Genomic DNA, 1153 nt, shown 5'->3' with positions numbered 1-1153 from the left:
AATTATACCAAAAACATCTAAAAAATCTACTTTCCGAATCTCAATTATTGTTTTTTTACCTTGTAGTAATTATTGTTCAAGATATCAAGAATATTAAACTCGAAAAAATTGCTGAATCTTTACCTTTGCCTATTAAATGTAACTCAAGGCGTAAAAAGTTACAGAGATTTTTGTCATTACCAATATTTCAAATCCAAGACCTGTGGTTTCCAATTATTAGAGAATGGATATATCAAACATTTGATAAACAGCAAAAAATCTATTTAGCTATCGATAGAACTAATTGGAATGACAAGAATTTATTGGTGGTTAGCTTAATTTATAAAAACCGAGCGATTCCCGTTTATTTTCAACTTCTATCAAAATTGGGTTCAAGTAATTTTTCGGAGCAGAAACAACTAATTTCACCCATTATAGGGCTATTTGATGACTATCAAATAGTCATTCTTGGAGACCGGGAATTTTGTTCAGTTAAATTGGCTGAGTGGTTAGATAAACAAGGTTTTCATTTGTGTTTAAGACTTAAACAAAACGAGCAAATTGAAATAAAAAATCAGGGGTGGATTTCCTTGAAAAACTCTGGATTAAAGCCAGGAATTTCGTTATTTTTTGAAAAAGTTAAAGTCACAAAAACTCAACAAGTATCAGGATTTAGTATTGCCTGTAAATGGAAGAAAAGTTATCGAAAGTCAGTAACCAAAGAAGGTTGGTTTATTCTAACAAATATGAGCGAAGCATCTGAGGCAATATCCGCTTATAGAAAACGTTTTGATATTGAGGAAATGTTCCGAGATTATAAAAGTGGTGGATATAATATGGAAGGCAGTAATGTTGTCGGCAAACGCTTTATATCTTTACTTATTATAATCTCTTTTGCTTACTTTATTGCCACAATCAAAGGAGAAATAATTACTAAAAAAGGAGTTCAGGACTATGTAGGTAGAGTCAAAGAATATGGACGATTAACTAAAAGACATAGTAATTTTTATATTGGAATGTATGCTCAAAAATGGATTAATTTTATGGATAAATGTTGGGGATTAGTTGAAAATTTGATGCATTTAAGTCGTCATAAGCTCGATCATTATTTACGAGGTATGAGAGCTATGAAGCTTATACAGTCTACTTTTTAGCTCTCATGTCGCCCCCCCAG

1 pseudogene is annotated in these 1153 nt (G+C 31.4%); it reads left to right on the top strand.

Annotated features, from left to right (window positions below):
- Nucleotides 1-1153, top strand: a pseudogene (locus F6K63_RS36975) (IS4 family transposase); the annotation flags it as partial.

The sequence above is a fragment of the Moorena sp. SIO1G6 genome, from assembly GCF_010672795.1.
Taxonomy (GTDB): Bacteria; Cyanobacteriota; Cyanobacteriia; order Cyanobacteriales; family Coleofasciculaceae; genus Moorena; species Moorena producens.
This window is presented reverse-complemented; position numbering and strand designations above follow the sequence as displayed.